The 25,712-nt window shown below is 66.3% G+C and carries 21 protein-coding genes; 14 read left to right on the top strand and 7 right to left on the bottom strand.

What is annotated here, in order from left to right; translation table 11 throughout:
* Positions 1-574, top strand: a 574-nt coding sequence (locus tag M7H19_RS06230; protein WP_298178117.1) for an alkaline phosphatase family protein, incomplete at its 5' end; no start/stop codon positions are given.
* 86 nt (positions 575-660) lie between these two features.
* Here the strand turns inward: M7H19_RS06230 and M7H19_RS06225 are convergent.
* A complete protein-coding gene (locus M7H19_RS06225; protein WP_298178115.1) occupies positions 661-1,485 on the bottom strand; it encodes an oxygenase MpaB family protein in 825 nt (274 codons plus the stop codon).
* Between the two features lie 227 nt (positions 1,486-1,712).
* On the opposite strand from M7H19_RS06225, the gene M7H19_RS06220 reads away from it, so the two are divergent.
* On the top strand, positions 1,713-3,125 hold the full coding sequence (locus tag M7H19_RS06220; RefSeq protein ID WP_298178113.1) for an APC family permease: 1,413 nt from the start codon (positions 1,713-1,715) through the stop codon (positions 3,123-3,125).
* Here the strand turns inward: M7H19_RS06220 and M7H19_RS06215 are convergent.
* Positions 3,100-3,654 (bottom strand): NAD(P)H-dependent oxidoreductase, encoded by a 555-nt coding sequence (locus M7H19_RS06215; RefSeq protein WP_298178111.1) that lies wholly within the window; start codon positions 3,652-3,654, stop codon positions 3,100-3,102. The genes M7H19_RS06220 and M7H19_RS06215 overlap by 26 nt on opposite strands.
* Positions 3,655-3,851: 197 nt before the next feature.
* Between M7H19_RS06215 and M7H19_RS06210 the strand changes: the two genes are divergently transcribed.
* Positions 3,852-4,430, top strand: a complete 579-nt coding sequence (locus M7H19_RS06210; RefSeq protein ID WP_298178108.1) for a TetR/AcrR family transcriptional regulator — start codon at positions 3,852-3,854, stop codon at positions 4,428-4,430.
* A 41-nt stretch (positions 4,431-4,471) separates the two neighbouring features.
* Here M7H19_RS06210 and rraA read toward each other — a convergent pair whose 3' ends face one another.
* Positions 4,472-4,978 (bottom strand): ribonuclease E activity regulator RraA, encoded by a 507-nt coding sequence (gene rraA / locus M7H19_RS06205; RefSeq protein ID WP_298178106.1) that lies wholly within the window; start codon positions 4,976-4,978, stop codon positions 4,472-4,474.
* A 236-nt stretch (positions 4,979-5,214) separates the two neighbouring features.
* On the opposite strand from rraA, the gene M7H19_RS06200 reads away from it, so the two are divergent.
* From M7H19_RS06200 to M7H19_RS06155, 10 genes are all read left to right on the top strand, one after another.
* Positions 5,215-6,684, top strand: coding sequence for an aldehyde dehydrogenase family protein (locus tag M7H19_RS06200; protein ID WP_298178104.1), 1,470 nt, complete (start codon positions 5,215-5,217; stop codon positions 6,682-6,684).
* Between the two features lie 117 nt (positions 6,685-6,801).
* The gene (locus M7H19_RS06195; protein WP_298178102.1) at positions 6,802-7,275 is read left to right on the top strand and encodes a DUF3592 domain-containing protein; all 474 of its coding nucleotides are present in this window, start codon (positions 6,802-6,804) and stop codon (positions 7,273-7,275) included.
* A 199-nt stretch (positions 7,276-7,474) separates the two neighbouring features.
* Positions 7,475-8,707: a glycine cleavage T C-terminal barrel domain-containing protein gene (locus M7H19_RS06190; RefSeq protein WP_298178100.1), complete on the top strand. Its 1,233-nt coding sequence runs from the start codon at positions 7,475-7,477 to the stop codon at positions 8,705-8,707.
* Positions 8,708-8,801: 94 nt separating this feature from the next.
* Entirely contained in the window at positions 8,802-9,608 is an 807-nt protein-coding gene (locus M7H19_RS06185; protein WP_298178098.1) for a methylenetetrahydrofolate reductase, read from the top strand.
* 14 nt (positions 9,609-9,622) lie between these two features.
* Positions 9,623-11,314 carry a formate--tetrahydrofolate ligase gene (locus tag M7H19_RS06180; RefSeq protein ID WP_298178096.1) on the top strand — a complete coding sequence of 564 codons (1,692 nt, stop codon included), beginning with the start codon at positions 9,623-9,625 and terminating at the stop codon, positions 11,312-11,314.
* Positions 11,315-11,419: 105 nt separating this feature from the next.
* Positions 11,420-13,954 carry an FAD-dependent oxidoreductase gene (locus tag M7H19_RS06175; protein WP_298178094.1) on the top strand — a complete coding sequence of 845 codons (2,535 nt, stop codon included), beginning with the start codon at positions 11,420-11,422 and terminating at the stop codon, positions 13,952-13,954.
* Complete coding sequence (locus M7H19_RS06170) at positions 13,951-14,724, top strand: electron transfer flavoprotein subunit beta/FixA family protein (RefSeq protein WP_298178092.1); 774 nt, start codon at positions 13,951-13,953, stop codon at positions 14,722-14,724. The genes M7H19_RS06175 and M7H19_RS06170 overlap by 4 nt, the downstream gene beginning before the upstream one ends.
* Positions 14,725-15,759, top strand: a complete 1,035-nt coding sequence (locus M7H19_RS06165; RefSeq protein ID WP_298178090.1) for an electron transfer flavoprotein subunit alpha/FixB family protein — start codon at positions 14,725-14,727, stop codon at positions 15,757-15,759.
* Positions 15,760-15,840: 81 nt separating this feature from the next.
* Positions 15,841-17,373, top strand: a complete 1,533-nt coding sequence (locus tag M7H19_RS06160; RefSeq protein ID WP_298178087.1) for an acetyl-CoA acetyltransferase — start codon at positions 15,841-15,843, stop codon at positions 17,371-17,373.
* A 134-nt stretch (positions 17,374-17,507) separates the two neighbouring features.
* Complete coding sequence (locus M7H19_RS06155) at positions 17,508-18,341, top strand: SAM-dependent methyltransferase (RefSeq protein WP_298178085.1); 834 nt, start codon at positions 17,508-17,510, stop codon at positions 18,339-18,341.
* Positions 18,342-18,484: 143 nt separating this feature from the next.
* On the opposite strand, the gene ligD is transcribed toward M7H19_RS06155, so the two are convergent.
* Positions 18,485-19,453: a non-homologous end-joining DNA ligase gene (gene ligD / locus M7H19_RS06150; protein WP_298178083.1), complete on the bottom strand. Its 969-nt coding sequence runs from the start codon at positions 19,451-19,453 to the stop codon at positions 18,485-18,487.
* A gap of 213 nt (positions 19,454-19,666) precedes the next feature.
* Between ligD and M7H19_RS06145 the strand changes: the two genes are divergently transcribed.
* Positions 19,667-21,892: a DUF6351 family protein gene (locus M7H19_RS06145; protein WP_298178081.1), complete on the top strand. Its 2,226-nt coding sequence runs from the start codon at positions 19,667-19,669 to the stop codon at positions 21,890-21,892.
* On the opposite strand, the gene M7H19_RS06140 is transcribed toward M7H19_RS06145, so the two are convergent.
* The 3 genes from M7H19_RS06140 to M7H19_RS06130 all read right to left on the bottom strand — a co-directional run bounded on the left by M7H19_RS06140 (position 21,874) and on the right by M7H19_RS06130 (position 25,665).
* Positions 21,874-22,896 (bottom strand): glycosyltransferase family 4 protein, encoded by a 1,023-nt coding sequence (locus M7H19_RS06140; RefSeq protein WP_298178079.1) that lies wholly within the window; start codon positions 22,894-22,896, stop codon positions 21,874-21,876. The genes M7H19_RS06145 and M7H19_RS06140 overlap by 19 nt on opposite strands.
* 59 nt (positions 22,897-22,955) lie before the next feature.
* Entirely contained in the window at positions 22,956-25,028 is a 2,073-nt protein-coding gene (locus tag M7H19_RS06135) for a glycogen debranching N-terminal domain-containing protein (protein ID WP_298178077.1), read from the bottom strand.
* An 88-nt stretch (positions 25,029-25,116) separates the two neighbouring features.
* On the bottom strand, positions 25,117-25,665 hold the full coding sequence (locus M7H19_RS06130) for a DUF2231 domain-containing protein (RefSeq protein ID WP_298178125.1): 549 nt from the start codon (positions 25,663-25,665) through the stop codon (positions 25,117-25,119).
* Positions 25,666-25,712: the final 47 nt, after the last annotated feature.

Genomic DNA, 25,712 nt, shown 5'->3' with positions numbered 1-25,712 from the left:
CCGGTGGGACACGAGCGTGCTGCTCGTCCTCGCCGACCATTCGATGGACTGGTCGATGACCCACCGCGTGATCTCGTTGACGCCGGTGCTGGAAGCCGACCCGTTCCTGGCGGGACGGGTGGCGATCGCGCAGAACGGCGGGGCCGACCTGTTGACCTTCACCGGTGCCGACAGCGAACGCGCGGACGCCGTCGACCGGATGCGCGAGCTCGTCCCGGGAGTCGACGGTGTGCTGTCGGTGCACTCGCCCGACGAGCTGCGACTCGGCCCGCGTGCGGGTGACCTCGTCGTGTACTGCCGAGCGGGGTGGCGGTTCACCGACCCGGAACTGTGGTCGAACCCGATCCCTGGTAACCACGGACACCCGGCCACCGAGCCGATCCCGTTCTTCGTGTCGGGAGGCCACCCGGTCGTACGGACGGGGCACACCTCCTCCGCCGCCGCGACCACGGTCGATGTGGCACCCACCGTGGGCGCTCTGTTCGGTCTGCCGGAACCCGAAGGCGGCTACGACGGCGAGGTGCGAGGTGAGGCATTCCAGGTCACACTCCCGTCGGCACTTCCGCCGACATAGCCGCCTGCGCTCCGAGCCACGGCCGCGGTCTTCGTCTCGCCCGGTGCCATGGTGGTCTCGCCGCGTCGGTGAGCCGCGAACAGCGCTCACACCAGGGGCTTGCCGGTGCGTAGTCGACGCCGCAGGTCCCACAGAAGGGCGTTGTAGGGGAATTCCCGCAGCAGCTTGGGCAGACGCAGCACCACCGCCGCCAGTACCGACATCATCCGGTCGAAGCGGCGTTGGTGCCGGTCCGACCAGGAAAGTCGCATCTGCTCCCGAAACGGTGGAGGCAGAAAACCCGTGGTGATGAACTTGTTCAATCTTCCGAAAAGGATCCTCACGGGGCGGGGGAACATGCGCAGGGTGGCGACTCCGTACAGGTATTCCCGGACGGTGTCGTCGATGGAGATGTGCTTCAGCGACCTCTGCCAGTACCGTTCGAACTCGGCTCGGTCCGAGGGCCACATGTTCGGCCGCACTTGCAGTGTGGTGCCCAGCGCCGCCGACTGCGCGTAGATCCGATCGGCTGTGTCGGCGTCGACCTCACCGACGAAGACGCGGCGGACGTCCTCGACACCCCGGTACAGACAGGCGGCGACCCACAGCTGCAGTTCGGGGTCCATAGCGTGGTAACGCACCGGGCTTGTCGCGGTGGAGCGCGCCTGGGCATGTTGCCGGTTCACCGCGCGGCGGAAAGCCTTACGCTCGTCGTCCGTGCCGAGCATGGCCACGGCCAGATAGGTCAGGGTGGTGCGGGTGCGTTTCGCCGGATTTCTGTAGATGTTGCCGTCGTCCACCCGGCTTTCCACGACACCGTAACCGACAGCGGGTAACGCCAGCTGCATGATGACGTTCGCGCCGCCCGCGAGGAGGCCGGCGCCGATGACCGTGTGTGCGCGAACATCCTGTCGAGGTCGTATGGGCCGCACGAGGAACCCTCCCGGGAGGACGTGTTTGCACGCGACCTCAGCTTACGCAGTCGTGTCCGCAGGCTGTGTAGTCGTGTCCGCGAGTTACGTAGCGAGATCCGCAAATCACGGAGCCACCCGGTGGGACCGCGATCGGCGGTTGCCGTGACTCGACGCTGTCTGGGACTCTCTGGGACTCTGTCTGGCACTCCGCGACATGGAGGCGATCTCCGGGGACGGGAGGCAAGGTGAGCGACGAGAACACCGCGCTGGTCCGCGTACTCGGTCGGTGGGACGTGCTTGTGGTCGCGTTCGGGGCGATGATCGGCTTCGGCTGGATCGTGCTGACCGGCGATTTCCTGCGGGATGCCGGGGCGCTGGGAGCCGCGTCGGCGTTCGCGGTCGGGGGTGTGGTGGTGTCCCTCATCGGGCTCACCTACGCAGAACTGGTATCGGTCATACCGAAGGCGGGCGGTGAGCACAACTACGTCCTGCGCGGTATGGGGGCACGGCCCGCGTTCGCCACGTCGTGGTTGCTCGTCCTCGGATACATCACGGTGGTGGCCTTCGAGGCCGTCGCACTGCCGGAGAGTCTGTCGTATCTGGTCCCGGGGCTGGAGAGCGCACGCCTGTGGTCGGTGGCGGGTTCCGACGTCTACGGCATGTGGGTGCTCGTCGGTGTGCTGGCAGCGGTGGTGATGACGGCGCTGAACTATGTCGGCGTGCGTCCGGCGGCGATGTTCCAGACCATCGCGGTGTTGTTTCTGTGCGCGGTCGGAGCCACGCTGCTCGCGGGTGCGTTCATCGGTGGTACCACCGAACATCTGCGGCCCGCGTTCGGTTCGGGTCTCGGTGGGACCATCGGGGTGCTCATGGCGGTGCCGTTTCTGTTCGTGGGCTTCGACGTGATCCCACAGACCGCCGAGGAGATCAAGGTGCCGTTCCGTCAGGTCGGCGTCATTCTCGTGCTTTCGGTCGGTTGTGCGGCGGCTTGGTACATCCTGGTCATGCTCACCGTCGGGTCGGCCATGCCGGCCGACGACCTCGGTGTTTCCGGTCTCGCGGCCGCCGATGGCATGGCCGCGTTGTGGGACAGCTCGGTGATGGGGAATGTGCTCGTGCTCGGCGGCATCGCTGGAATTCTGACGAGCTGGAACGGTTTCGTCATTGGGGTGAGCAGGCTGCTCTACGCGATGGCGCAGTCGGGCATGATGCCCGCCTGGTTCGGCAGGGTGCATCCGCGCTTCCGTACGCCAGGAAACGCGATCCTGTTCGTCGGCGCGTTCTCCGTGATCGCACCGTTCTTCGGCAGTGAGCTTCTGACGTGGATGGTCGACGCGGGCGGGTTGGCCATCATCGTGGCGTACACGATGGTGGCCCTGACGTTTTTGGCTCTGCGGCGAAACGAGCCCGAGCTGGATCGACCGTTCCGGGTTCCCGCGGGGCGTGTGGTGGGCTGTCTCGCCGTCGCGTTCGGACTCGGGCTTGCGGTGCTGTTCCTGCCGGGAATGCCCAGCGGGCTCACGACGCCGGAGTGGATCGTGGTCGGGTTGTGGGGTGCGTTCGGAGTGCTGCTCGGTCGGCGGGTTCCTCGTGTCCGGCCGGGGCCGGACGCCGAGGAACGGTTGCTCGCCGTCAGACAGCCGTCGCGTGAGCGGTGAGTTCGTCGAGCACCTTGCGCAGACCTTCGATCACTTCGGTGTCGTTTCGCGGGTGGGTCTCGGCGAAGCGGGTGCCCGAACCAGGGATCGACAGTGTGGCCGAGTCGAGGACCTTCGCGCCCGCGATGCCCGCGGCCTTGCGGGCTTCGTCCTGCGCCCACACTCCGCCGTATTGTCCGAACGCGGTGCCCACCACGGCCGTGGGCTTGTTCTGCAGCGCGCCCGTGCCGAACGGGCGGGAGAGCCAGTCGATGGCGTTCTTCAACACCGCGGGAATGGTGCCGTTGTACTCGGGCGAGCACAGGAGCACGGCGTCGGCCGCGGTGACGGCTTCGCGCAGGTGGGTCGCGGCCGAGGGGACGGTGTCCGTGGTGTCGATGTCTTCGTTGTAGAACGGCAGATCGGCGAGGTCGTCGTAGATCTCGACGTGTACGCCGTCGGGAGCGTGTTCGACGGCCGCTTCGGCGAGTTGCCGGTTGTGTGACCCCGCTCTGAGGCTGCCGACGAGTGTGAGGACACGGACTGTCATGACTTTCTCTCCCACAGGCTGGTGTTTCGGCGGCCCGCACTGCGAGAACAGAAACGGACCATAGTCCGTTTTTGTGTGTAACAAGGGCGCACAATGTTGGTCAACGGGACGTGGTGCGGGTTACCCTGCCGCATGTGTGCGCTCCGTCCTCGTCACCGCAGGCCGGTCGTGGCCGAGGTGAAGTCTTTCTCGGGCTTGTGAACCGTCACGAACACGGAGGTCAGCGCGCCGATGCCGTCCGCAACCGTGCTCGCGTGCTCGACGCGGCGACTCGCCTCGCGGCCCGGCACGGCGCGACCAACCTCACGATGGACGCGGTCGCGGCCGAGGCATCAGTGGGTAAAGGCACGATCTTTCGCCACTTCGGCGACCGCACAGGCCTGTTGATGGCCCTGCTGGATCGCGCTGAACATCAGTTACAGGCCAGGTTCCTCAGCGGACCGCCGCCGCTCGGCCCGGGTGCCGACCCGGGTGCCAGGCTAAGGGCGTTCGGCGCGGCCGTGCTCCAGCACGAACAGGAGTACCACGACCTCTACCTGGCCGCCGCGTTGGACGCGCAGAGACGATTTCTCGTCCCGGCCTACCAGGTGCGGCGCACGCACGTCGCCATGCTGGTGCGTTCCCTCGATCCCCGTGCCGACGCCGATCTACTGAGCCATGCGCTTTTGGGGTATCTCGACACGGCGCTGACGCACCACTTGTTGCGGCAACGCGAGCTGGGGTTGGCGCGATTGGAAGCGGGCTGGGTCGACCTCGTCTCCCGCTTGTGCACTTGATCGAGGAACGCGTGGCCGTCCTCGACCCGGTTGCCCGCTCCTTACTTGGCGGGCAGCAGGACCACGCCGTCGTCATCGGCGTAGAGGTGGTCTCCCGGGATGAACGTGACACTGCCGAAGCCCACGGGCACATCGACAGCACCTCGTCCCGCTTTGGAGCTCTTGCGCGGGTTGGTTCCCAAAGCCTTGACGCCGAGTGGGAGTTCGGCGAGAGCCGCACTGTCCCGTACGGCGCCGTGAATCACCAGTCCCGCCCAGCCGTTCTCGACCGCGGAGGTGGCGATGAGGTCGCCGGTGAGCGCGGTGTGCACGGAACCTCCACCGTCGACGACCAGTACGCAGCCGTCGCCCGGGGTGCGCAGGAGTTCACGTACCAGCCCGTTGTCCTCGTGGCACGAAATCGTGCGGACCCGTCCGGAGAACACCCGGTGCCCGCCGAACTGCTGGAACTGGGTGTCGCACACCCGTAGCCGATCGCCGTATTCGTCGACGAGGTCGGCGGTGGTGAAGGACGGGGTCGTGGAGGGCGTCTGGGTCGGGTCGGTCACGGGCAGCCTTTCGTCTCGCCGGGGGATCCCATGGTGACGCATCGAGACGGACACCGGCAGGAGTGCGGGGGCGGGGTGAGCAACATCTCGACATGTCGACGCCATAAGTGACTTGCTGATTTCTTTGAGTCACTGACTGATCCCACCGGAGAACACGGTGCGCGTATCCGTCATCGTGAGCTTCCCGCTTCCTTGGGTGAGCGGGTGAACACAGTCCTGTATCGAGGAGGATTCAGGTGACACTCAGTACAGCCGGTTCGGACACGGGCGTTCCCGGTGGTCCTGCGCGGTGGTCTTCCCCGGCGGCCACGGGCGGCACCTTGACGGTGACCGAGCCCGCCACGGGCAACGTCCTCGCCGAGGTCGATGAGGCGTCCTCCGCCGATGTCGACCGCGCTGTCGCCAGGGCGAAGCAGGCTCAGCGCGAGTGGGCCGCCGCTACGTACGACCAGCGTGCCGCGGTGCTGCGTCGGGCCGCGCGTCTGCTGGAGGCCGACCCCGACCGGCTGCTCCGGTGGCTTGTCCCCGAGTCGGGTTCGGCGCGGGGTAAAGCGTCGTTCGAGGTCGGGCTGGTGGTCTCGGAGCTCGACGAGTGCGCGGCTTTGACCTCCCAGCCCTACGGTGAGCTGTTGCAGTCCACCAAGCCACGACTGTCGCTTGCCCGTCGGGTGCCGATCGGGGTGGTGGGAGTGATCTCGCCATTCAACTTCCCCGGCATCCTGTCGATGCGTTCGGTCGCGCCCGCATTGGCGGTGGGCAACGCCGTGGTGTTGAAGCCCGACCCCCGTACGCCGATCTCGGGTGGTCTCGCTCTCGCCGAGTTGCTCACCGAGGCGGGACTGCCCGACGGGCTGCTCACAGTACTGCCAGGTGGGGCCGAGGTCGGACAGGCGTTGGTGGCTCATCCCGACGTACCGTGCATCTCGTTCACCGGTTCCACCCCCGCGGGGCGCAAGATCGGGGAGGCCGCCGCGCCGTTGCTCAAGCGCGTGCATTTGGAATTGGGCGGCAACAACGCGCTGCTCGTGTTGCCGGATGCCGATGTCGAGGCCGCCGCGTCGGCCGCGGCGTGGGGTTCGTTCCTGCACCAGGGGCAGATCTGCATGACGGCGGGACGGCACCTCGTCCACGCCTCGCTCGCGGACGAGTTCACGGCGCTGCTCGCGGCGAAGGCCGAGGCAGTCACCGTCGGAGACCCCACGGACGAGAGCAACGTGCTCGGCCCTGTCATCGACGAGCGGCAGCGGGAACAGATCCACCGCATCGTGACCGACACGGTGTCCGCGGGGGCGACGTTGCTGGCGGGTGGGAAATACGACGGCCTGTTCTACCGGCCGACGGTGTTGGCGAACGTGCCCGTCGACAGCCCGGCTTTCCGGCAGGAAATCTTCGGCCCCGTGGCCCCCGTCGTCACCTACGACAGCGTGGACGAGGCCATCGAGATCATCAACGACAGCGAGTTCGGTTTGAGTGTCGGCATCCTGACCTCCGACGCGTTCAGGGCGTTCGAACTCGCCGGCCGTATCGAGTCGGGCATGGTCCACATCAACGACCAGACGGTCGACGACGAGGCGACGATCCCGTTCGGTGGCACGAAGGCGTCCGGCGTGGGCGGGCGTTTCGGTGGCACCCGGGCCAACCTGGAGTCGTTCACCGAGACCCAGTGGATCACGATGCAGTCGTCGATCGAGCGTTATCCGTTCTGATGTTCTGACGACTCGTGTCGCCCTGTGGGCCGCTGTGGCCGCGTCCGATCCGGTGATGGCGGCCCACAGGGTGCGACACGCTGGAACCCGCCTTCGCCCCGACCCGTCACAGTGCGCATGGCGACACACGCTGTGCTGGGTTTGTTCTTGTGTGTGGTGGGAGGCTTCTTCCTGACGCTCGCGGTGAGAAGCTGGGGTTCGTTGCGTCGATTGCGGCGGGAGGGTGCCGAGGCGCTGGGCGAGGTCACCGGAGAGGGCATGACGGTGTCCGACCGGATCACCTTCGTCGCGGGGAACGGAAAGACCGTGGTGGACTCGGGCGCAAGAAGCGGAAAAGGAATGCCCTTGCGCCACGCGGTGGTGAGTTGGACCGACCTCGACGGGACGGAACACCGTGCCGCCAGTAGGTGCGGACGGATATGGGCCAAGTACTCGGAGGGCGCTCAGGTCACCGTGTACCGGCATCCTCGCGATTCGAGCCGGGTCGTGCTGGCGGGCGAGTGTCCTGCGCCGAAATACGCGATTGCCGTGTTGGCCGGGATGTGGATGGTGCTCGCTGTGCTGCCGCTGGCATGGCTCGTGCTCGCTTGACGGGTGTGCCGCGGTGACACGCGGGTATTGGCTCGAGCGAGTGAGGACTCGGCGCGAGCTTGACGGGAAATCGCGACGCGCCTCACACTGGAGTTGTATATATCGCAACTAGTTGCGCAATAAGCAACAACATGAACCGAGCGTGGTCTTCGCGTTCGGAAGCGACCATGACCGTCCCGGGCGTGAATCGAGGTGCCCCATGGCCGAGGTCATCCACCCATCTTTCGCCCACGAAACCCAGCAGACCCCCACTCCGCTGGCCACCGTGGTGCCGGAGCCGTCGATCCTGCTCTACCCGCGACTGCGTAAGTCGCCGTACTTCTGGAAATCCCGCGCGCACGGTGCCGCGTGCTACAGCGTCTACAACCACACCTATCACCCTCGGCACTATGGTGATCCCATCGGCGAGTACTGGGCGCTGCTGGAAGACGTCACCGTGTGGGACGTGGGCGTCGAACGCCAGTTGGAGATCACCGGACCCGACGCGTTCGATTTCACCAACATGCTGATCCCGCGTGATCTGACCAAATGCGACGTGGGACAGTGCAAGTACGTGTTCATCACCGCGCCCGACGGGGGAATCATCAACGATCCCGTTCTGCTGCGGCTGGAACACGACCGCTTCTGGCTCTCCCTCGCGGACAGCGATGTCGGTCTGTGGGCGAGAGGGCTCGCCCACGCGGGTGACTGGAACGTCACGATCCGAGAGGCCGACGTGGCGCCGCTGCAGATCCAGGGGCCGAAGGCCAAGGACCTCATGGCCGATCTGTTCGGGGAATCCGTGTTGGAGATCCCGTACTACCGGCTCCGGGAATACGAACTGGACGACATGCGTGTGGTCGTGAGCCGCACCGGCTACTCGGGCGAGCTCGGCTACGAGCTCTACCTCATCGACGCCTCCCGAGACGCCGAACGACTGTGGGATCGCGTGTGGGAAGCGGGCCGCCCACATGAGCTACGGCCGATCGGCCCCTGCCACATCCGCCGGATCGAGGCCGGCATGTTGGCCTACGGCTGCGACATCACGCTCGACACCAACCCACTGGAGGTCGGCTACGACTATCACTGGATGGTCGACCTCGACCAGGAGGCCGACTTCGTCGGAAAGGAAGCATTGCGCAGGGCCAGGGCCGAGGGCGTCAGCAGGATCATGGTCGGGCTGCGCATCGACGGCACGCCCCTCGGCAGCTACAACGACAGCTCGATGATCGAGGCGTTCCCGGTGTTCAACGGTGGGGCCGAGCCGGTGGGAACCGTGACAAGCGCCTGCCACTCACCCCGCCTGGATGCCAACATCGGACTGGCGATGGTGCCCGTGGAGCTGAGCGCCGTGGGTACGGAGGTCACCGTGGATACCCCCACCGGACGGCGGGGAGCGACGGTGGTGGAGAAGCCTTTCGTCGACCCGAGCAAGGCGACCCCGAAGCACTGATGCGCTGACGCGCCACGGGGAGGGGGCCACGATGAGGCTCTGCCGACACAGGAAAGCGCGGTCGTCACCCCGGCTGGACACCCTGGGTCCTCTGTTGGAGAGCCCACGGTTCGAGGTCCTGCCGTTGACCGATGTGCTCGATCAGACGGCTCGACTGCCGGAGGAGACGACGGTGACCGTGACGGCCTCCGCGTCGTACGGACTCGAAGCCACCGTGGCACTCTGCGAGAAGCTCGCCGCACAGCGGCTGTACGCGGTCCCGCACTTGGCCGCCCGTCAGGTGCGGGACACCGTCCACTTGCGCGACCTGCTCGACCGGCTGGCGGGAGCGCAGATCGATGAGGTGTTCGTCGTCGCCGGGGACGTCACCCCCCCGGCGGGACCATTTGCCGACGGCCTGTCGCTGCTGCGGGAGATTGAGGAATCGGGGCGGAGGCCGCGACGAGTCGGCATCCCGTGCTACCCGGAGGGGCATCCGAAGATCCCGGACGAGCGGTTGTGGACGGCATTGGACGCCAAACGGGAACACGCCGACTACGCGGTGAGTCAGCTGTGTTTCGACGCGACCGTGGTGTGCCGGTTCCTCCGCGATATGCACGACCACGGGGTGCGCCTACCGGTCATGGTCGGGCTCGCCGGCACGGTGGATCCAGCCACGCTGTTGCGGATCGGGTCGCGGATCGGAGTCGGGGACTCCTTGGCGTTTCTGCGGAAGAACCGGTCGATGGTGAGGACTTTGGCCGGACCGAGACGGTATCGACCCAGCCGTTTTCTCGCCGAGCTCGACGCGCACGTGGCCGACGGCGGCTGCGCGCCCGCCGGGCTGCATTTCTACACGTTCAACCGGCTCACCCCCACCGCCGAGTGGGTGGCCGAGGTGGCAGCACGTCACGTCGAGTAAGGAGCGAGGAACAGATGCCGACGAACTTGGAGATCTCGCGTAAGGCCTTCCGTAAACCCCTGATCGATGTGGCGGCCGACATGGGCATCGGCTCACACCTGGTCGAGCCCTACGGCAATTCGGCCGCGAAGATCTCGTTGGACGCACTCGACGAGCTCGCCGATCGGCCACGGGCGCGTTACGTGGTGGTCTCGTCGATCACGCCGACTCCTCTCGGCGAGGGCAAGACCACCACCACCGTGGGACTCGGACAGGGCTTCGCCCATCTCGACAAGCGTGCCGTCATCGCGGTCCGCCAGTCGTCGATGGGGCCGACGTTCGGAATCAAGGGCGGCGCGGCCGGAGGCGGCTACTCGCAGGTGGTGCCCATGGAGGCCGTCAACCTCCACCTCACCGGCGATCTCCATGCCGTCACCAGCGCGCACAACCTTCTTGCGGCGTTGCTCGACAATCACCTGCACAAAGGCAACGAGCTGGATATCGACCCGTTCTCCATCACGTGGCGGAGAGTGCTCGACGTCAACGACCGGGACCTACGGAGGATCATCACAGGCCTCGGCAGCAAACAGGACGGTGTGCCACGCGAGACGGGGTTCGACATCACCGCCGCAAGCGAGGTCATGGCCGTGCTGGCGTTGTCCACATCGCTGGCGGACCTCCGGAAGCGGCTCGGCCGCATCGTGGTGGGCTATGACCGGTCGGGTGCGCCGGTGACGGCGGAGCAGCTGCGTGGGGCAGGCGCGATGTGCGTGCAGCTGCGTGAGGCGATCAAACCGAACCTCATGCAATCGGTGGAACAGGTGCCCGTTCTCGTCCATTGTGGCCCGTTCGGGAACATCGCCCACGGCAATTCCTCCGTGCTGGCCGATCTCATCGGAACTCGTTGCGGTGACTATCTCGTCACCGAGGCCGGTTTCGGCGCCGACATGGGGGCCGAGAGGTTCTTCAACATCAAGTGTCGGGCCTCCGGCCTGGTACCCGACGCCGCCGTCGTGGTGGTCACCGTGCGCGCTTTGAAGGCCCACTCCGGTCGCTACCGCGTCGTGGCGGGCAAACCGCTGCCGGAGGAGATGCTGCTGGAGAACCCGGGCGACGTGTATGCGGGAGCCGAGAACCTGCGCAAGCAGCTCGCCAACATCCGGGCGCATGGTGTCACTCCCGTCGTGGCGGTCAACGCTTTCACAAGCGACTTCGACAGCGAGCACCGGGCGATCCTCGACATCGCGGCGGAGGAGGACGTGCGCGCGGCCGTGAGCATGCACGTGGCCGAAGGCGGTAAGGGAGCGGCCGAGCTGGCCGAAGCCGTGGCAGCGGCGTGCGAGGAACCGAGCACGTTCACCTATCTCTACCCGGATGACCTCCCCCTGGCCGACAAGATCGAGGTGGTGGCCCGACGTATGTACGGCGCCGACGGAATCGACCTGAGTCCCACGGCGCGCAAGCAGCTCGACACCTACACCCGCGCCGGGTTCGGTTCCCTGCCGGTGTGTATCGCCAAGACACACCTGTCACTGTCGGACGATCCGAGCCGCAAAGGAGCGCCCACGGATTGGCGCCTCCCGGTGAGGGAGGTGCGTGCCTCGGTGGGCGCGGGGTTCGTCTACCCCATCTGCGGTGACATGCGCACGATGCCGGGATTGTCCTCGGAACCGGCGGCCGAACACATCGACATCGACGAAGCGGGTCAGGTGGTGGGGCTGGCATGAGGGAAGTGAGACGTCCCCGCAGGAGCACGGAGGACTTCGCGAGGCAGGCTGGTTTTGTGCTCGTGGAGTTCGACCGGGTGCCCCGCGAAATAGAAGGAGGACTCCATGAGTGAGCTCCCGGCTGAGGCCGACGTCGTCGTCATCGGGGCGGGAATCGTCGGTAATTCGGTGAGTTACCACCTGGCCGAGGCGGGGTGGCGCCGTATCGTGTTGCTGGACAAGGGACCGTTGCCGGACCCGGGTGGCTCCACGGGCCATGCTTCGAACTTCATCTTTCCCGTGGACCACTCGAAGACGATTACGGCTCTGACGGTCGATTCCATGCGCCAGTACGAGAAGCTCGGCGTGCTCACCACCTGCGGGGGTGTGGAGATCGCCCGTGCGCCCGAGCGGGTCGAGGAATTGAGGCGCAGGATGGTCTCGGCCCGTGCGTGGGGGGTCGACGCCGAGCTCATCGACGGGCGTCGGGTCGCGGACCTTGTGCCCTTCGTCGATCCGGAACGGATCTCCGCCGGGTTCTGGACTCCTTCGACCGCTGTGGTCGATCCGCTCCAGGCTGGCGCGTTGATGCGCGAGCGAGCGAGTGAGCTCGGGGCGCTCACGGTGAGGGCGAACACCGAGATCACCGGGATTTGCGTGGCAGACGGACGAGTGCGTGGGGTCAGTACCGATGCTGGCGACATCGCCACCGACACGGTCGTGATCGCGTGCGGCGTGTGGAGTCCGAGGATCGCCGAGATGGCGGGGGCACGTATCCCGCTCGTTCCCGCCGTTCACCAAATGATCGACGTGGGTCCGATCCCGGAGTTGGAAGGCACGAACACCGAGATCGCCTATCCGATCGTGCGGGACATGGACGCGATGATGTACGAGCGGCAAAGCGGCGCGGATCTCGAGATCGGTTCGTACGCGCATCGGCCGATCCTGCACGAGCCCGACGAGATCCCCTCGATCGCGGACTCGGCGTTGTCACCGACGCAGTTGCCGTTCACTCAGGAGGACTTCGATCCACAGCTGGAGGACGCGCTCGCTCTGTTCGGGTCCGTTCTCGACACCCCGAAGGTCGGGGTGCGGCATGCGATCAACGGACTGCTGTCGATGACTCCGGACAGCGCGCCGGTTCTAGGGGAGACGCCCGAGGTGGCGGGCCTGTGGTCGGCGGCAGCGGTCTGGATCAAGGAAGGCCCCGGTGTCGGCCGGATGATGGCCGAGTGGATGACCCAGGGCACCACGGAGATCGATCTCCACGGCATCGACATCGCGCGGTTCTATCCGCACCAGCGCACACGACGGGCCGTACGGGCGAGGGCGGCGGAAGGGTTCAACAAGACCTACGGGATCGTGCATCCACGAGAGCAGTGGACATCGGCAAGGCCCCAGCGGGTTTCCCCGTTTCATGTACGGGAGACCGAACTGGGCGCTGAGTTCTTCGAAGTCGGAGGCTGGGAACGCCCACAGTGGTACGAATCCAACCGGAACCTGCTGACCGAGTTCGGTGATCGGATCGCCGACCGGCCGCACGAGTGGGACGCGCGGTGGTGGTCGCCGATCAGCGACGCCGAGCACCTGGCGATGCGGGACCGAGTGGCGATGATCGACCTGTCGGCCTTCGCCCAGTTCGACATCGCGGGTCCCGGAGCTCTCGACTACCTGCAAAGGATGGTGGTCGCGCAGGTGGACCGCCCGACCGGGGCGGTCGTCTACACCCCTGTGCTGACGCCGAACGGGAAATTCCGCAGCGACCTCACCATCGTGCGGCTCGGTGAGCGGCATTTCCGTGTGATCACGGGTGCCGCCGATGGAGCACGGGACAAGTTCTGGTTCACCCGGCATCTCCCGGAGGACGGTTCTGTCGTGCTCACCGATGTCACCTCGGCCGTCTGCACACTCGGCTTGTGGGGGCCCCGGGCAGTGGACGTCCTGTCGGCGACCACCGACGACGACGTCTCCGATTCCGCTCTCCCGTTCGGCCGGGCCAGGGAAATCACCGTGGGAACCGTGCCGGTACTGGCGCTGCGCATCTCCTACGTCGGCGAGTTCGGGTGGGAGTTGCACGCTCCGTGCGAGCACGGTTTGCGGTTGTGGGACACGATCGCCGAGGCCGGCGAACCCCACGGAATCGTGCCCGCCGGCATCGGCGTATACGGCACCACGGGACGGCTGGAGAAGGGCTACCGCCTGATGGGAGCCGAGCTCGACGCCGAACACGACCCCGTGGAGGCGGGCCTGGCGTTGCCGAAGGTGAAATCGGCTGACTTCATCGGTAAGCAGCCCTACCTCGAAGCCAGGTCGGGTGAGCCCGCGGCCGTGTTGTGCACGCTCGACATGGGAGCGCCGAGCGATCATGTGGACTCCTCCGGCATGGCCCGCTATCCCCAGGGGGGAGAACCGATCCTGACCCCCGACGGGGAACGGATCGTCGATCGTCGTGGGCGGCCCGCACACGTGACGAGCGCGGGCTCGGCGCCGTCTCTGGGGACTTACCTGCTGATGACGTACCTGCCGCCCGAGCACGCTGTGGAAGGCACCGCTCTCCGCGTGGAGTACATGGGGGAGCGCTATCCCGTGACGGTCGCTCGGGTCGGCCGCACACCGTTGTTCGATCCCGACGACACCCGGATGAAGGGCGGTGCGGCATGAACGTGCTCGTGTGTGTGAAGCGGGTTCCGGCGTTCGGCGCGAAGGTTCCGGTCACCGCGGACGGTTCGGGGATCGACACCCGGCACCTGGGATTCACCATCGGTCCGCACGAGGAGTGCGCGGTCGAGGAGGCCGTCGGACTGGTGTCCGCGCACGGCGGTCGGGCCACGGTGCTGACCGTGGGTCCCGCCGAGGCGGAGGAACAGGTGCGGTATGCGCTGGCGATGGGCGCAGACAGGGGCGCTCTCGTCGAAACCGGTACCACGGAGCTCGACCCGCAGGCCACGGCGGAGGCCATCGTCGGCGCCGTCGAACGGCTCGTCGCCGACGATGAGGAGCGGTTCGATCTGTTGCTGTTCGGAGTGGCCTCGGCCGACGCCGAACACGGCCAGGTCGGCCCTCGCGTGGCCGCCGAACTCGGCCTACCGATGGTGGGTTCCGTGAAGGGGGTCGATGTCGATGCGTCCTCGAAGGACCTGTCGTTGCGGCGAGACGTAGCCGGCGATGTGGAGGTGTGCCGCGTGCCGATGCCCGCCGTCGTGGCCGTCAAGGAAGGGTTGAACTTGCCGAGGTACCCGAGCATGCCGGGCCGGTTGCGGGCCCGGAAAGCGCCGGTGTGGTCGATCGGTGCGGAGCCCGCTCGGGGAGGGCTGGCAACGGCGGGGTTGCGCCAACCGGAGGAGAACGACGAGGAGACCGTGGTGCTGGGCCACGGGGCCGATGCGGCTCCCGCCGTGGTGAACGTGTTCGAACGACTCGGGGTGATGTGAATGACCGTGCTGACTCTGATCGACGGACCGGAACCGGCGGAGGAGGTCGTCGGTTTCGCTCGGGGCACGGGACTGCCGGTGGAGGCGGTCACGGTCACCGCGGAAGGAAAAGGAAGTCCTCTTCTGCGAAAGCAGGCGGAGGAGCTCGCGAGGCTGGGCGTCGGCACACTACATGTGTTGTGCCATCCCGGACTGGCCGATTCGACGCCGCAGACGCTGGGGGCGACGCTGGCCCGATGGTTCGAGTCGTGGTCTCCCGACGCCGTTGTCGCACCCGCCGACGGTCGTGCGGCGGAGGTCCTGACACATGCCGCCGCGTGGGCCCGGCTTCCGTTGGCGACGAACTGTGTGGACGTAGTGGACACCGTGGACGGCGCTGCTGCGGAGGACTGGTCGGGTTCGTCGTCCTCGTCGTGGACACCGACCCGGGAACGTGCCGGGGGAGTGCTCCTGGAGGACGCGCGCTTGACGGCGCCGATCAAGTTGCTCACCGTGTCCCGCGGAGTGGAGACGGTCGCGACGGAACCGGTTCCGGAATGCGCGGTGTATGAGCACCCCGCCGAGGTGGAAGCCGACGACGTCGACGCGCGAGTCGTCGAACGAGCGGCCGCGGCCGAGGGGGCCACGTTGGCCACCGCCCCGGTCGTTGTATCCGGCGGCCGAGGAGTGGGCGGAGCCGAGGGATATGTGGTGCTGGAGGAGTTGGCCGACCTGTTGGGCGGGGCTGTCGGGTGCTCCAGAGTGGCCACCAACAACGGTTGGCGCCCCCATTCGGACCAGGTGGGACTGACCGGGACGAAGGTCGCGCCCGAGCTCTACATCGCATGCGGCATCAGCGGTGCCACCCAACATTGGGTGGGCTGCATGGATTCCCGGACGATCTTGGCGATCAACACCGACCCCGAGGCTCCGATGGTCACGCGAGCCGATTACGCGGTCATCGGGGATGTCCAAGAGGTGCTCGCTGCCGTCGTGGCCGAACTCCGATCCCGAGCGCGTTCGCGGACGGCGGTCCCTTCAGTCGCTTCTCGGTGAGGTGGGTCACGACCCGCCGGTGTCGGTGCGTGTTACCGTCGCCCTTCAGCCGGTCGATCTCGGGACACCATGGAGTGCGCGATGCCGGACGAGTCACAGCTACCCGTGCTCATCGGTGTCGGCCAACTGCGTAACAATCCGGAACGGACACGCGAGGCGGCCCGCGAGCCGCTGGATCTGGCCGAGGAGGCCGCTCGCCGCGCGGCGAAGGATGCAGGAGCCGACGCGTTGCTGACCGCCGTCGACACGATCACGGCCGTCAAGACCAGCAGTTGGGCCTATGGAGATCTTCCGTCCTTGCTCGCCAGGCGGCTGGGTGCTTCCCCGAGTCGCGTGTCGACTACCACCGTGGGAGGGCACTGGCCCGCGGCGGTGCTCGACGCCGCGGCGGCGGAGATCGCTGACGGCACTTCGCGCGCAGCGCTGCTCGTGGGTGCCGAAGCGCAGGCGTCGGTGTCGGCGCTGATCAAGTCCGGGACGGACCCGGCAGGAGAGCAAGGGTGGACCGCGGCGCCCGGCGGGCCGCCGGCCTTCGACCCCGACGACTTGGGAAGCCCCGCCATGCAGGCCGCGGGGCTCATCATGCCGACCAGGGTCTACCCGCTGTTCGAGAACCGACTGCGCTATGCGCTGGGACAACGGCCGAGCGAGGCGGACGCGTGGTCGGCTCGGCTCTACGCGGCGTTCTCCGAGGTGGCCTCCCGCAATCCCGCCGCGTGGAGGCCGACACCACGTACCGTCGACGACATCGTCACCGTCGGCCCGGATAACCGGATGGTGTGCGAGCCTTATCCGCTGTCGATGAACGCGATGCCACATGTCGACCAGGCGGTGGCGGTGCTCGTGACCTCGTTGGCGGTCGCCCGGGAATATGGGATCGATGAGGACCGGATCGTGCACGTGTGGGGTGGCGCGGGTGCGAGTGACTCCTCCGACGTGCTCGCCCGGCCCGACTTCGCGCGTTCCGCGGCCTTGGAATCGGCTTTGCACCGGTGTCTGGACCAATGCGGAGTCGACGTGGCGCAGCTGGACATCATCGATGTCTACAGCTGTTTCCCCGTCGTGCCCAAGCTGGTGATCCGGGCGCTGGGGCTCACGGAGGACGTGGTTCCGACCGTGACCGGAGGTCACTCCTCGTTCGGTGGCCCGTTGAGCAGCTACACCCTGCACGGCGTGGTGTCGGTGGTGGAGCGATTGCGGGCGGGAGCCGAAGTGGGACTCGTGCATGCCAACGGTGGTTATCTCACCGATCAGCACGTCGTTCTCCTCGGCAGGACACCGCGCGGCGGTGGCTATGCGGGAACCCCTGACCCCGTGTCGACTGAGACACGGGACGGTGTGCCGGTGCTCAGAACACCGGCCGACGGTGACGCCGAACAGGTGGTGGTCGAAACGGCGACGGTCGAGTACGGCCGCGACGACGCGCCGTCCCAAGCATTCCTCATCGCCCGAGCACAGGACGGAACGCGGATCTGCGGCCAGATCCGGCCGGGAGACCAGGAGAGCGCCCGGGTCTTGTCCCTCGCATCGGGTGCCGAGGTCGTCGGGCGAGGTGTACGAGTCTCACCGGTAGGACCTGAAGGGACGTTCCTGCGGGTCGGTGCCACTGTCTGACCCGGAAGACCAGTACCTTCGCTGCTGTTCGCTACCGGTTTCATTGCGATGAGCGGTGCGGTGTACACACGTGATTTGGGACAGTGCAGACTGACCGGCACAACGAAGACGATCATGGCAAGGGAGCGTGTTCCATGTCGGCGAGCAACGCCGACCGGCTCGCGGAGTCGGTGAACAAGGTGTCGGTGGGTCGGGTGTACGACTACCTGCTCGGTGGCGTGCACAACTACGCGGTGGACCAGGCGTTCGCCGAGGAACAGCTACGCCTGCTGCCCGACATCCGTGACTTCGCCCGGTCGAACAGGGCCTTTCTGGCGCGTGCGGTCCGGTTCGCCGTCGACCAGGGAGTTCGACAGTTCGTGGACATCGGTTCGGGACTGCCGACGCAGGGCAACGTGCACGAGGTCGCCGACGAGGTGGCGCCCGGGGAGTGCAGCGTGGTCTACATCGACAACGAGCCGATCGCGCAGGCACACGCCGAGATCCTGCTGGAGAAAACCGCGGACCCCGACCGGCACAGGGCCATCGACGCGGACTACTTCGACGGCGCGTTGCTGTGGGACAGGGTCCTCGAAACCGGGGTGATCGACGAAAGCGAACCGATCGCGCTGCTCGTGGTGGCATTGCTGCATTTCATGCCGCCCGAAACGCACCCGGAACGGGTGCTCGCCTACTACCGCGAACGTCTGCCCAAGGGCAGCCTGTTGGCGCTGTCCCACATCCACGTCGACCCGTCGGACACCGAGACGATGGAAGTGTCGAAAAAACTCACGGAGTCCTACACGAAGAAGACCAACAGCCCGGCCATGCCGCGATCGCGGGAGGAGATCGCCTCGTTCTTCGAGGGACTGGAGATGGTGGAGCCGGGCTTGGTGTGGCTGCCGGAGTGGCGTCCCGGCGGCGAGGACCCGTACAGCGGTGAGCCCGCGCGGTCTCGTGGCTTGGCGGGAGTCGGGCGCAAGGTGTGAGCGGATCCGGGCGGAGGTGCTGCGTCCGAGGGCCCGAGTGCTTGCGGAAACGTCCGACCGTCCACGGTCGGTGCGCTCTTTCCGGCTGGGCCACCACTCGGCCGGACCGTCATGGGATGGCTTCCGGTGGCATCGCGCGAGGATCAGAACGGCAACATGATCTCGTCCGGAGCCCGGCCGGTACGCAGACCTCGCCAGGACGGCCGCCAGAGCTTGCGGTCGTGTGTCCACCGCCGGTGCTCCACCTCGCCCACGAGATCGGGTTCCACCCATTGAGCGTGCCGTGCCCGCGTTCGGGGGACGGGGGTCGAGAAAGGGCTCGACGGCCTCGTCAGTGATTCGAACTTGTCGAACAGGGCGGCCGTCGCCGCGTCGGGAGAGCCTGTTTCGACGGACCCGACGTAAGTCAACGCGCCGGAGGTGTCGTAGACGCCGAGGAGCAGGGCTCCCAGCGTGTCGGGGTGGCCTCTGCCGGGCACCCAGCCGCCGATCACCACTTCCTGAGGAACACGCAGCGCGGTGTTCACCCAGCTCTTCGAGCGCGTACCGGGCCGGTAGACCGAGTCACGGTGCTTCGCCATGATCCCTTCGAATCCGTGCTCGGCCGCGATTTCCAAAAGCCCGTTACCGGAGACCTGCGCGTGAGGATCGGGCGTGCGAACGGTGGGAGGTGCGGGCAGGCCGAGATCGGCGAGCCAGTCCCGTCGGTGGTGGTAGGGCAGTTCACAGAGACCCTCGTCGTCCACGACGAGCAGGTCGAACGCGTAGTAGTGGACGGGCGCCTCGCGCAGCAGGCGGGGAGTGGGCAGGCCGACCTGCGCACGGGACTGAAGTCGGCCGAAGTCGGGGCGCCCCTGTTCATCGAGTGCGACGATCTCACCGTCGAGCAGCAGCTTTCTGCGAGTGGAGGCAGCGAGCTCATGTAGCTCGGGATAACGGCTGGTGATGTCTCGCAGAGTGCGCGAGTACACGCGGACCTCGGCTGCTTCCCCACCCGCGATCCCGATGACCGCCCGCACTCCGTCCCATTTCCAGTCGTAGACCCACTCGTCGTCTTCGGGCACGTCGCCGGACACGGCGAGCATTGGCGGCAGCGGCGTCGGTGGGGCCATGTTCTCATGTTCGAGGCCGCCCGGGCTGAGCGCAGCTGACACACCCGTATGGGGGACTTTTCGTCGGAAGTGACGGTGACGACGCCTGAGTTCGATCACGTCCGGGGGAGAAAAGGGGAGTATGCCCAAAAGAGGGAATCACCGTGCGTTTCACATCGGTTACATTACGTCCTCGCTGTGGTGGTGCTGAGGTCGGTGAAGGGAAGCAGCTCGGTGAGACGTGCAACGAGTCGGACAACGAGACATGGTGTCGCCGCGCTGGTCGTGGTCCCGCTTTCGACATTGCTCGTGGCGTTGTCACCGGCGGAAAGTGTGGCCGCGAGCGACGAGCTGTCTCTGTCGGTACTGTCCGGACGTCCCGACATGGTCACCGCCGGGGACACGGTCCTGCGTATCGATGTACCGGGCGAGGTACCGCTGCGCGCCGTCACCGTGTGGCTGAACGGGGAGGAGATCACCGAAGAGTTCGCCGCGGACGGCTCGGCGGGGACGCTCACCGGCTATGTCAGCGGGCTGAGCGACGGTCGTAACCACATGGTGGCCACCGTTTCAGGACAGGAAAACCTCCGGGCCGAGCTTTCTCTCACCAACCATCCCGCCGAGGGACCGGTGTTCTCCGGCCCGCAACAGAAGCCGTTCCTGTGCGAGACCGCGGACTTCCAACTTCCCGTGATCGGCGGCACGCTGGGAGAGCCTCTCGACGAGAACTGTTCCGTCGAAACCAGAGTGGACTATTTCTACCGCACCACCGATGGCGCGTTCGCGCCGTGGCCGGACGATACCGCCGACTATCCGGAGGACCTGGCCGCGACCATCACTTCACAAGGCGAGCGGGTCCCGTACATCGTGCGGATGGAGACGGGTACGGCCAACCGGGGCGTTTATCAGCTGACGGTACTGCACGACCCGTTGGAAGAGCCGGAGCCGAGTCCGGTTACGCCGCCGTCGGCCTGGAACGGTCGAGTCTTCTACACCCTCGGCGGCGGATGTGTGAACGGTTGGTACCGCCAGGGCGACACAACCGGTGGAGTCACGGACGACTTCCTGCTCGGCCGTGGTTACGGCATGATGTCGTCGTCATTGAACGTGTACGGCGCCAATTGTGCGGACGTCACGGCGGCGGAGACCGCGATGATGGTGAAGGAACGATTCGTCGAACGCCATGGCCCGATCGAACACACCATCGGCTTCGGCTGTTCCGGAGGCTCGTACCAAGCGCACCAGATCGTCGACAACTATCCGGGCATCTTCGACGGCATCATCGTGGGCTGTTCGTTTCCCGAGGTGACGTTCAGTACCGTCAACTTCATCACCGACGCGTGGCTGTTGCACGAGTACTTCACCGGGTCCGAGATCGCCTGGACACAGGAGCAAAAGCGGGCCGTTACGGGATTCCTGCGTTACGAGACGGCGCCAAACGTCGCCGTGGGAGCGCGTCGTATCGATCCGACGGCGTACTGCGACATGGTCCCTGCCGAACAGCGATACCACCCAAAGACCAATCCTCGAGGAGTGCGCTGTGGTGTGTACGACCATGCGGTCAACGTCTACGGACGTGACCCGGAGACCGGATTCGCGCGCAGGCCACTCGACAACGTGGGTGTTCAGTACGGGCTGGCGGCGCTCAACGACGGCGCCATCACGGTCGAGCAGTTCCTCGACCTCAATGCCCGCGTGGGTGGATTCGATCACGACGCCAACATCGTGGACGAGCGCACAGAGGCCGATCCAGTGGCAATCCGTGCCGGTTATCGAACGGGCCGACTCACCAACGGTGGCGGAGGGCTCGCGACCGTCCCGATCATCGATTACCGGGCCTACCAGGACGACAGCCCGAACGGTGACATCCACGTGCGCTACCACACCTTCTCGATGCGGGAGCGGTTACGGGAGGCGAATGGGTCGGCCGCCAACCAGGTGAGTTTGTTGGAGGACGACCGTTACGGCGGATTCAGCACCCGCAGTCCGTTGCTGCGTAGTGCCATCGTCCATATGGATAACTGGTTGACCAATATGGATACAACGGGCCCGGCTCCTTTCAGTGTCGAGGACATCGCCCGAGCGAAGCCCCCGGGATTACGGGAGGGCTGCAACTCACGCGATGAGAATCCGGTTTTCGTGGCGCAGCGGTTGGATCGGAACCCGGTAAGCGAGTGTGAGAAGTGGTATCCGTCGGCGTCCTTCCCCCGCGAGGTGGCGGGTGAGGACGTTGCGGCCGACGTCGTGAAGTGCCAGCTCAAGCCAGTGGACCCGGCTGATTACGAGGTGTCGTTGGGGGAGGACCAGTGGCGGCGGTTGCTCGCCACCTTCCCCGACGGCGTGTGCGACTACTCCCAGCCCGGAGTGGAGCAGCAGCCTCCGATGGGCACCTGGCTGCGTTATCCAGTGGAGGAAGCGCAGCAAGTGTCCGTTGTCTCCGATCAGAGAACGGACTGGTAGATGCGCGCGTAGCGGTCGGCCATCATGTCGACGTCGAAGCGCAACTCGGCCTCTCTGCGGCAGGCGTGAGGTGACAGCTCGTCTGTCTTGCGGATGGCCTGGGCCAGAGTCTCGACGTCGTCGCACACATAGCCGGTCCGGCCGTGGGTGACGACTTCGGGAACGGACCCTCTACGGAAACCCACGACCGGCGTGCCGCATGCCATGGCTTCGACCATGACGATGCCGAAGGGCTCTTCCCAGCACACGGGGAAGACGAGGCAACGGGCTGACTGGAGGAGCTCCACCTTGCGCGCGCGGTCGGCTTCACCGAGCCACTCGATGTCCGGGCCGAGCAGCGGTTCGATCACCCGATCGAAGTAGGCTTTCTCCTCGGGTTCGCGGCATTTGGCAGCGATCTTGAGAGGTATACCGGCGCGACGTGCTGCCTCGATGGCTTGGGGAATGCCCTTCTCGACACATGCTCTGCCGAGGAACAGCGCGTAGTCGTCTTTGTTCTCCCGGAACGGGAACCGTTCCACGCGAACTGCGTTGTGGACAGTGCCGACCCAGTTGAGATCGGGTGACAGTCGACGTTGGGCGTCGGACACGGCCACGAGTTGTATGCTGTCGCCGAGGCCCCGGTAGTACTGTCCCATTTCGCCGTTCACGGGGCCGTGCGCGGTGACGACGGTCGGCATGGTGCGTCCACGCGCCATCAACGGTCCCGCAAGACTGTGGTCGTGCACGACATCCGGGTCGATCTTCTCGATGATTTCGGTCAGTGCCGAGGCGTGGGTGACTTCGGGCAAGACCTGGCCGAGCCTGCTCTCGTTCGGCTTGTCGTAGGTCGGCACGAAATCCGCCGGTGTGCCGTTGTGCCCGACGCCGACGAGCGTGATGTCGAGACCGTGGAGGGTGAGTTGTTCGATGAGGTCGCTGCACATGGCTTCGATACCGCCGTATGCGTTGGGAGGTAGTTCGAACCACGGGGGAGCGACCATGGCGATTCTCAATGAACTCATGCTCGCCCCATTCCCCTGGGGTGGTGGGGTAAACAGCGCCGTGCGGAACGTCCTACGACCTAATGAACCAATTCGATGTCGGTCGGTAGATGTCCGACCCGTACGTCGGTTCCCTTGGCTTCGATGGAAATCCGGCTTCCTCCGAGTGGAACGTCATCGATCTGTAACGCTCCGAAAGACTTCGGTAACGCAGGGGATATGCGCAGGCGTCGGTGGGGGAGTGATGGCTGGAAACGCAGGAGGCTCCGCAACAGGTGGATCGGTGCCGCCGAAGCCCAAGCTTGAGGTGAACAAGAGGTGGGATAGGGGATCGGGGTGGTGTACTCGGTGCGGTCGAAGCCGCACATCAGCTCGGGGAGTCTGCCGTCGAACGCGGTAGCGGCGTCGAGGATGGCGACGGCGACGCGTTGCGCGTGCTCGATGAACCCGTAACGCATGAGTCCTGCGGCGATGATGGCGTTGTCGTGCGGCCACACGGAACCGTTGTGATAGCTCATGGGGTTGTACGCGCCCATGGCCGTCGACAGAGTGCGAATTCCCCAGCCGGTGAACATCTCGGGGGAGAGAAGAGAATCCGCGACGGAGCCGGCCCGTTCCTCATCGAGAATTCCCGTCCACAGACAGTGTCCGATGTTTGACGCTACGGCGTCGATCGGTTGTTTGTCACCGTCGAGTCCGAGGGCGTAGCGACCGAGGTCGGGCAACCAGAACTGTTCGTTGAACCGTTGTTTCATTTTCGCAGCACGAGTCTGCCAGTACCTACTGCCCTCGTGGTCCCCGAAGCTTTCCGCCAGTTCGGCACGGGCCACGAACGCCGCGTAGACGTAGCCTTGGACTTCGCACAGTGCGATGGGGGAGGAGGCGATGGTTCCGTCGGCGAAGTTGATGCCGTCCCAGGAGTCCTTCCAACCCTGGTTGACCAGTCCTTTGTCGGTGGCGCGGTGGTACTCGACGAAGCCGTCGCCGTCGCGATCGCCGTAGCGGTCGATCCACTCCAGCGCACGGTCGGCGTGCCCGAGCAGCGCCTCGACACGGTCCTTGCCGATGCCCCAACGGCTGAGTTCGCCGAGCAGCATGACGAACAGGGGTGTTGCGTCGATACTGCCGTAGTAGATGTGGCTGCCGCCGAGAGCCAACGAGACGTCGGCGCCGAAACGCACTTCATGGAGGATGCGGCCGGGCTCCTCCTCGCTGTTGGGCTCGACGGTGGTGCCCTGGTGCCGGGCGAGTGTTTGCACGGTGCCGAGTGCGAGTGTGGGATCGACGGCGAGCGACATCAGTGAGGCGATCAGCGAGTCGCGACCGAACAACGCCATGAACCACGGCGCACCCGCCGCGATGCCGACGTCACCGGGGTGGTCGGGGTCGAACATGCGCAGGGATCCGAGGTCCTCCCTGCTGCGTTGCAGGGTGGTGGCGAGCGTCCGGTTGTCGGAATAGCTCAGGACCGGGCTCTCCTCACGCCAGCGGCGGGTGAGTACGGCGGGCCCGGACAGCTCGACGGGGCGTTCCCTCGGAAACAGTGGGGTGATGGGAGTACCGTCGATGACGGGGAGAGCGGCCACGGAGGAGTACCACTCCTCGCCGGGCGGGACGACGACCCGGAAGCTGACCCGGTCGCGGGAGTACTCGGCGTGCTTGCCGTCGATGGTGAGTCCGGTGATACGCACGCCTCTGCTGGTGGAGTCGAGGTACCGGGCGAGGTACAGACCACTGCTGGTGACTTCGACGGCATGGTGGCCCTTGTCGCGGATACGGCCCGCTTTGACCTCGAAGACGTCGGCGAAGTCGGCCGCGACGCGGAAACTGACCGTGCACACGACCCGGGTGCGGCCGTAGTTGCGGAGGATGAGGTCCTCGCGCATGCCGCCGCCGATGTAGCGTTCCCTGCGAACGAGTAGTGAGCTCTCCCCTTCCCCCTCACTCGAGTGGGCCCGGCCGACGAACCGTGCCTGGAACGGTTCGGGGACCTGCACGGTGATGGGCTCGACGGGTTTGCCGTCGATACGCAGATTCCACCCGGAGAGGATGCGGGTGTCCTGGTAGAAAGTGCCCTCCGCGAGAGCTCCGCCGAACTCGCCGTCGTCATCACACACACAGAACGATGTTCCGTGGACGAGGGTCACCGTCATGCCGGACCTCCTCGGCGTGGTCGCTGCGGATGACGACGGGTGTGCCCGCCGCGGGTCTGGCCGTGCGGCGGGCACACCCGGGACGGCATCAGGCCTCGGGGCCTTCCTGCCACTCGTGCACGCCTGCGCCCAGAGCGTAGGACAGGTGACCGCCGAGTGCGCCGCCCGCCGCGACCGCGGCCAGACCGGCGAGCCCCCACAGTGTTCCGGCTGTTCCAGCTGTTCCGGCACTTTTGGCTTCGCGGGTCCGGCAGCGGTGGGAGATAAGGTAACACGCTTGTGCCACGACATTGGTCGACAAATGGAGAGCGCCGACACGTCGCTGCACGGTGGACAGTCGGGAGAACTCCGCCAATCCGGTGATGACGGCGAGGGGTGCGGTGAGGGCGCCGATGGCGATGAGTCGGCGTGCGGCTTCGCGTTGCCGGAGCGCGTCGAACGCCGCCGAACACACCCAGGCCCCGATGGGAACGGTGACGATGAGGGGGTGAGCGGGGTGACCTATCCAGGAACCGCGCAGTACACGGTCCGCGGGACGGTTCTTCAGTATTCGACGTAGTCGGTGTGCCAGTTTCTCGCTGGGTTCATCGAAGCGGTCGACTGACTCAGCGGCACGCAGCAATCGGTTGAGCATCATCCCGGGTGTGGTACCCACTCCGGCGACGGGGAATCTAGGCCGGTCCG

This window comes from Saccharomonospora sp. (assembly GCF_027317685.1).
Lineage (GTDB): Bacteria > Actinomycetota > Actinomycetes > Mycobacteriales > Pseudonocardiaceae > Saccharomonospora.
This window is presented reverse-complemented; position numbering and strand designations above follow the sequence as displayed.